This is a genomic window from Microcoleus sp. (genome assembly GCF_049646505.1).
Lineage (GTDB): Bacteria > Cyanobacteriota > Cyanobacteriia > Cyanobacteriales > Microcoleaceae > Microcoleus.
The window spans coordinates 1-4,894 of the sequence record NZ_JBARVX010000577.1 but is presented as its reverse complement, the minus strand read 5'-3'; the positions used below and the strand labels follow the sequence as shown (position 1 = coordinate 4,894).

At 48.6% G+C, this 4,894-nt stretch carries 4 protein-coding genes and 1 pseudogene; 2 read left to right on the top strand and 3 right to left on the bottom strand.

Features of this window, described 5'->3' with window-relative positions; genetic code table 11:
- A pseudogene (locus WBA89_RS27165) lies at positions 1-1,283 on the bottom strand (DUF3536 domain-containing protein); the annotation flags it as partial.
- A gap of 467 nt (positions 1,284-1,750) precedes the next feature.
- Here WBA89_RS27165 and WBA89_RS27160 point away from each other — a divergent pair.
- Positions 1,751-1,903, top strand: a complete 153-nt coding sequence (locus tag WBA89_RS27160) for a hypothetical protein (RefSeq protein WP_424410755.1) — start codon at positions 1,751-1,753, stop codon at positions 1,901-1,903.
- A gap of 406 nt (positions 1,904-2,309) precedes the next feature.
- On the opposite strand, the gene WBA89_RS27155 is transcribed toward WBA89_RS27160, so the two are convergent.
- Both WBA89_RS27155 and WBA89_RS27150 read right to left on the bottom strand, forming a co-directional pair.
- Complete coding sequence (locus tag WBA89_RS27155) at positions 2,310-2,615, bottom strand: antibiotic biosynthesis monooxygenase family protein (RefSeq protein ID WP_424410754.1); 306 nt, start codon at positions 2,613-2,615, stop codon at positions 2,310-2,312.
- 4 nt (positions 2,616-2,619) lie between these two features.
- Positions 2,620-3,159 (bottom strand): GrpB family protein, encoded by a 540-nt coding sequence (locus WBA89_RS27150; RefSeq protein ID WP_424410753.1) that lies wholly within the window; start codon positions 3,157-3,159, stop codon positions 2,620-2,622.
- 480 nt (positions 3,160-3,639) lie between these two features.
- Between WBA89_RS27150 and cax the strand changes: the two genes are divergently transcribed.
- On the top strand, positions 3,640-4,761 hold the full coding sequence (cax, locus tag WBA89_RS27145; protein WP_424410752.1) for a calcium/proton exchanger: 1,122 nt from the start codon (positions 3,640-3,642) through the stop codon (positions 4,759-4,761).
- Positions 4,762-4,894: the final 133 nt, after the last annotated feature.

Sequence of the window (4,894 nt, the reverse complement as noted above, 5' to 3'; positions counted from 1 at the left end):
CGATCGCGCAGCCAATTTAGAGTATCCCGCAAAGGCTTGCGCCACAGGAGATGCCACCCGCCGCCGCCACCGCAGCCGCAATCATCTTGCCAGCGATCGACCCCGTGAGAGCAACTCCAAGCCGTCACGGGCTTGAGTTCCACTTCCCAAGTGCTCGGATTTTGACTTAAGTAATCAGCAAAATTCGTCACCGTCCAGCCGCGCTGGGGAAACTCTTCTGTGAAAGCGTAGGCGAGGCATTTTTCGGTACTGTTTTTGTGGTGGCCGAAAGTTTCGCCGTCCGTCGCCACGGAGATTAATTGAGCCGGTCGGTGGTCTCCCCGCACTGCTTGACCCAAGCGCCCCGCCAGATGGTGGCTGCTGCTGAGAACGTCATTGAAGCCCATATCCCGCGAGATCGGGCCGTCGTAGAAAAAGATATCGATGTAGGGAGTGTTCGGCGTTGGGGCTGGGGACTCCTGGCCCTGTCCGCGGCCCAAGTAATAAGAGCTCAGCGGCGAAAGTTGGTGGTCAGCCATCAACCTCAATTCCGGTTTCAAATAGCAGCGGTACGGGCGAGTCGGATCGATTTGACCGCCGCCGACTTCGTGCCATTCGCCATCAGTTTCTGTCTCTGCTGCTTGGTTTTGCCCGATTAGCGGGCGGCAGCGTTCGGCTTGGGAGGGGGCCAAGACAATGAAGCGGATGCCTTGGGCGACCAAAACTTCGAGGGTGGCGTAGTCTACGGCGGTTTCGGCGAGCCACATTCCTTCGGGATCGCGATCGAATCTCGATCGAAAATCTGCGATTCCCCAGCGAATTTGGGTATGTTTGTCTCGCTCGTTCGCCAGCGGCATGATGATGTGATTGTATACTTGGGCGATCGCGTTACCGTGACCGGACAGGCGCTGACAGCTTTTGCGATCGGCTTCCAGAATCCGCTGGTAAACTTCCGGATCGTAGCGTTCCAGCCAACTCATCAGGGTAGGGCCGATGTTGAAGCTCATATACTCGTAGTTGTTGACGATGCCGGCGACTTCGCCGCGATCGTTGAGTATGCGCGCAAAGGCGTTCGGGCGGTAGCACTCGATGTCGATGCGTTCGTTCCAGTCGTGGGCGGGAGAGGCGCTGGCTTGGCGTTCGATCGCGTCCAGGTAAGGGTTTTCTCGCGGCGGCTGGTAGAAGTGCCCGTGAACCGTCACGCACACTCCTGTTGCAGTAGCCGTGCTGCTTTGACTTGGGGCCGTTACCCCTGGCGCTGACACGGGGAACAAGTCGGACTGAGTTTTAGAAATCGAAATCATGCGATCGAATCCTCAAGTAGTTAGTGACAATAAAATCAGCCTCAACATTAGCAACCGAAACCTTATGCAGGCGTTTGGGCTAAGCATCTGTTGGTGCTAAATTTGGGCAAACAATTTTTGATACATTTGTAGTATTGCGAGTCAAGCATTCGTTCCCAGATGCCGATCGTCGATCCCTGGGTTTTTCTGCTAATGCTTTGCTCTTGAAAGAGTTAAAAAAGGTAATTTTTGCAGCGTGGCACCTTCCACCTATTTCGGGTTAGTGCTTGCAGGGGCTGCTTGTTGAGAGGTGGATTTACATTGCTGGATTTTAAAGTCTTATTCATTAAATAGCAAGTTTTCCCCGAAAAATTTTTACCAAGGGCGATCGATCTTGGCGGTTGTGCGGGTCAATTTAATCCACAGGGCAAAAACTCACAGCAGGGAACGCTTGTGGTGAGGAGTCGGCTGCACTGCGCTGCTGGAATATGCTCGATGCCAAAAGGGCGATCGAATTAAAAACCCACCAAATTGCCGCACCCGCTAACAAAGCTGATGAAAATTACCGATCGGGCAATATTCATACTGTTACTGTTGACGATTTAATCATGCGTTCAAGCAACGATCGAGCTGATTTTTGACTTGCCATTCCTCAGAATATTGAAAAACTTGCACCAAAAATATCTTCAACTATTTGAACCATAAAAAATATCATCCTTTGAAGATTTCGCCATTTTATCCATCTTTAAGAACACCTATTTTCCGCAAAGATATTGAAACTTACTGCGAGTAAAATATCACCCATAAATATCGATTTCTCTTCCATTTTATCTTTGACAGCAAAGTGCAGCTAATTGATATTCGGACTCGCAATAAAGTTTACTAGCAGTTCCTAAAAATGCGACCGACTATCAATCATCTGCTGCATTGCTCCGTGCAGAGGCTTCAAACTTGACAAATACAACTGACTAATGGGAAGTTAAAAAATCCGGTTTGTTTTACCCAAATATGCGCTAAAACCTCTCAAACAGGTAAAAAAAATAGTTTTTATGCGTCCGAGGCAGGAACAACGACTTCATAATGTTCCACTGTCGGAAAAGGATCGTAAAAGTGGTGCAACAAAGAACGCCACTTTTGATAGTCCGGCGATTCTCGAAATCCCACAGTATGGTCTTCCAAATTCTGCCACCGCACCAGGAGAATATAGCGATTTCTAATTTCGATACAGCGTTGAAGCTCGTGCGAAATATACCCCGGCATAGAAAAAATAATAGCTGAAGCTGTTTTGAAAGCACTTTCAAATTCAGCAGCCATCTGAGGCTTAACATCAAGAATGGCAACTTCTAATATCATAGATTTAATCAGGCGATCGCCAATTTGCTGCTTTCCGATCCATTTCTTTAATAAACTCATCTTTTCCGTCCATGTACCCCTGAATATTATCATGGTATGTGTTTGCGAGTTTTCTTTTAAGTTCGCTGTATTGCTGCGCGTCTTCAGGATGGGAAATCAGATAATCTCGAAACGCTAAGTGGCGATATATCTGTGCTGAGTTCACTTCAAACGTGTGAATGTGGTGCGTTCTAATCCCTAGTTCATTACTTTTACGAAAAAAACGGCGGCCAGGTATCCCAAACTCACCCATTGCTTCATAACCTAATGCCTCAAGTCCTGAACTCTGTGCATCGACTTTCATAATATCTTTGACCTCAACTAGCATATCGATAATCGGCTTTGCATAAATTTGTGGAATGGCTGTGCTACCGATGTGATGTATAGCGATCGCATTTTCGGCAAGTGCAAGTGCAATCTGTTTCGACTCAGTTTCAAAAAGGTCTCGCCAACTTCGATCGTGCGGGACTACTTCTACTTTGAAAAAATCTAGTTTTATTGACATGACTGATAATTATTTGCGACTTTTGTGATTTCAGATGGGTTGACGATCGCATTTAACCGACACTGATTTTATCATTACTTATTTACCCGCAGCGCGCAAAACTCTTAAACATACGGACAACGGGGAAAAACTGACTGTTTGGGAGCGAAATTTCAAATCGCCCGATCGCCTTTTAGACCTCTTGCAAAAGTCAAATTTACCCCCGCAAGTCCCCCCTCCCGCGGGGAGAAACAAGAATAATCTTGCTCCCTCCCCGCGGGAGGGGAGGGTTGGGGTGGGGTGCTTTGGATTTTTGCAAGAGTTCTTTTGTGTAAAGTTGCTCTCCCGCCAGCGTCGCGACATGGAAAGCCCGACAAAGGACTGGGCCAACAAAGAAGAGCGCCACCCCAAGCTTTGAGCGAACCCAAATTTCTTTTCCTCCCGCTTCTTGCAACTTTGTGGCAGGCTATGATTGACGGTTGCGAGCTTTTCAGAATCTAAATGCTAAACACAACTACAATAATTTCCAGCCTGCTGATATTTATCCCAGTTTCCATCGCCGGACACTTTCTCGGCTGGGAATCCTCCACAATCTTCATCACCTCGGCTTTAGCCATCATCCCCCTAGCCGCCTGGATGGGCACGGCCACCGAAGAAATCGCCGTCGTGCTCGGTGCCAACTTGGGGGGGTTGCTCAACGCCACCTTCGGAAACGCCACAGAATTGATCATCGGCATCGTCGCCCTCAACGCCGGATTAATAGATGTTGTCAAAGCCAGCATCACCGGTTCAATTATCAGCAACCTGCTGCTAGTGATGGGATTTGCGATGCTGCTAGGCGGCTTGCGCTACAAAGAACAAAACTTTCAGCCGACTGTCGCCCGGTTGAACGCTTCAGCGATGAACTTAGCCGTGATTGCCATTTTGGTGCCGACTGCTGTTGATGCCACTTCTGTCGGCATCGCTCCGGAAATTATGCAGAACCTCTCTAGCGCTGTTGCTGTAGTCCTGATTGTCGTCTACGTGCTGACGCTGCTGTTTTCGATGAAAACTCACACTTATCTGTACGATGCAGGGGTGGCAGAAATAGAAATGCTTGAAGAATTAGCCGAAAGTAACTTAGCACCAGACAGTCCCGACCACAAGGTCAATCTGCCGCTGTGGATTGGTGTGCTGTTGGGCTGTACTCTCATGGTAGCGATCGAGTCGGAACTGCTGGTTGGTACTCTAGAAGAAGCTACCGCCACTTTGGGGCTGACATCGCTGTTTACCGGGGTGATTTTAGTGCCGATTATTGGCAATGCTGCCGAACACACAACTGCGGTGACGGTGGCGATGAAAAATAAAATGGATTTGTCGGTTTCCGTGGCCGTCGGTTCGAGTTTGCAAATTGCTTTGTTTGTTGCCCCGGTGTTGGTTTTGGCAGGTTTTGTCTTGGGCAAACCGATGGACTTGAACTTCAACCCGTTTGAACTTGTAGCGGTGGCGGTGTCGGTGCTGATCGCCAATTCTATCAGTTCTGACGGCAACTCTAACTGGCTCGAAGGTACTTTGCTGTTGGCAGCTTATGCGGTTTTGGCCTTGGCGTTCTACTTCCATCCGGTAATCGAGGGACTTGTTTAATATCAATTCCGGTTGCACTCATGCCGGAATTGTTGACTGTTGACTGTTGACTGTTGACTGTTGACGGGCGGGTGGAAAAACTGAATGGTTGAGTGTTAACTGTTGACTCGATTTTATGATTCCGATGCAACCG

What these genes read in the sequence shown, in the direction of transcription:
- WBA89_RS27160 (WP_424410755.1), top strand. Translation starts at nt 1,751, where the DNA reads ATGCTCGATGCCAAAAGGGCGATCGAATTAAAAACCCACCAAATTGCC.
- WBA89_RS27155 (WP_424410754.1), bottom strand. Translation starts at nt 2,615, where the DNA reads ATGATATTAGAAGTTGCCATTCTTGATGTTAAGCCTCAGATGGCTGCT.
- WBA89_RS27150 (WP_424410753.1), bottom strand. Translation starts at nt 3,159, where the DNA reads ATGTCAATAAAACTAGATTTTTTCAAAGTAGAAGTAGTCCCGCACGAT.
- cax (WP_424410752.1), top strand. Translation starts at nt 3,640, where the DNA reads ATGCTAAACACAACTACAATAATTTCCAGCCTGCTGATATTTATCCCA.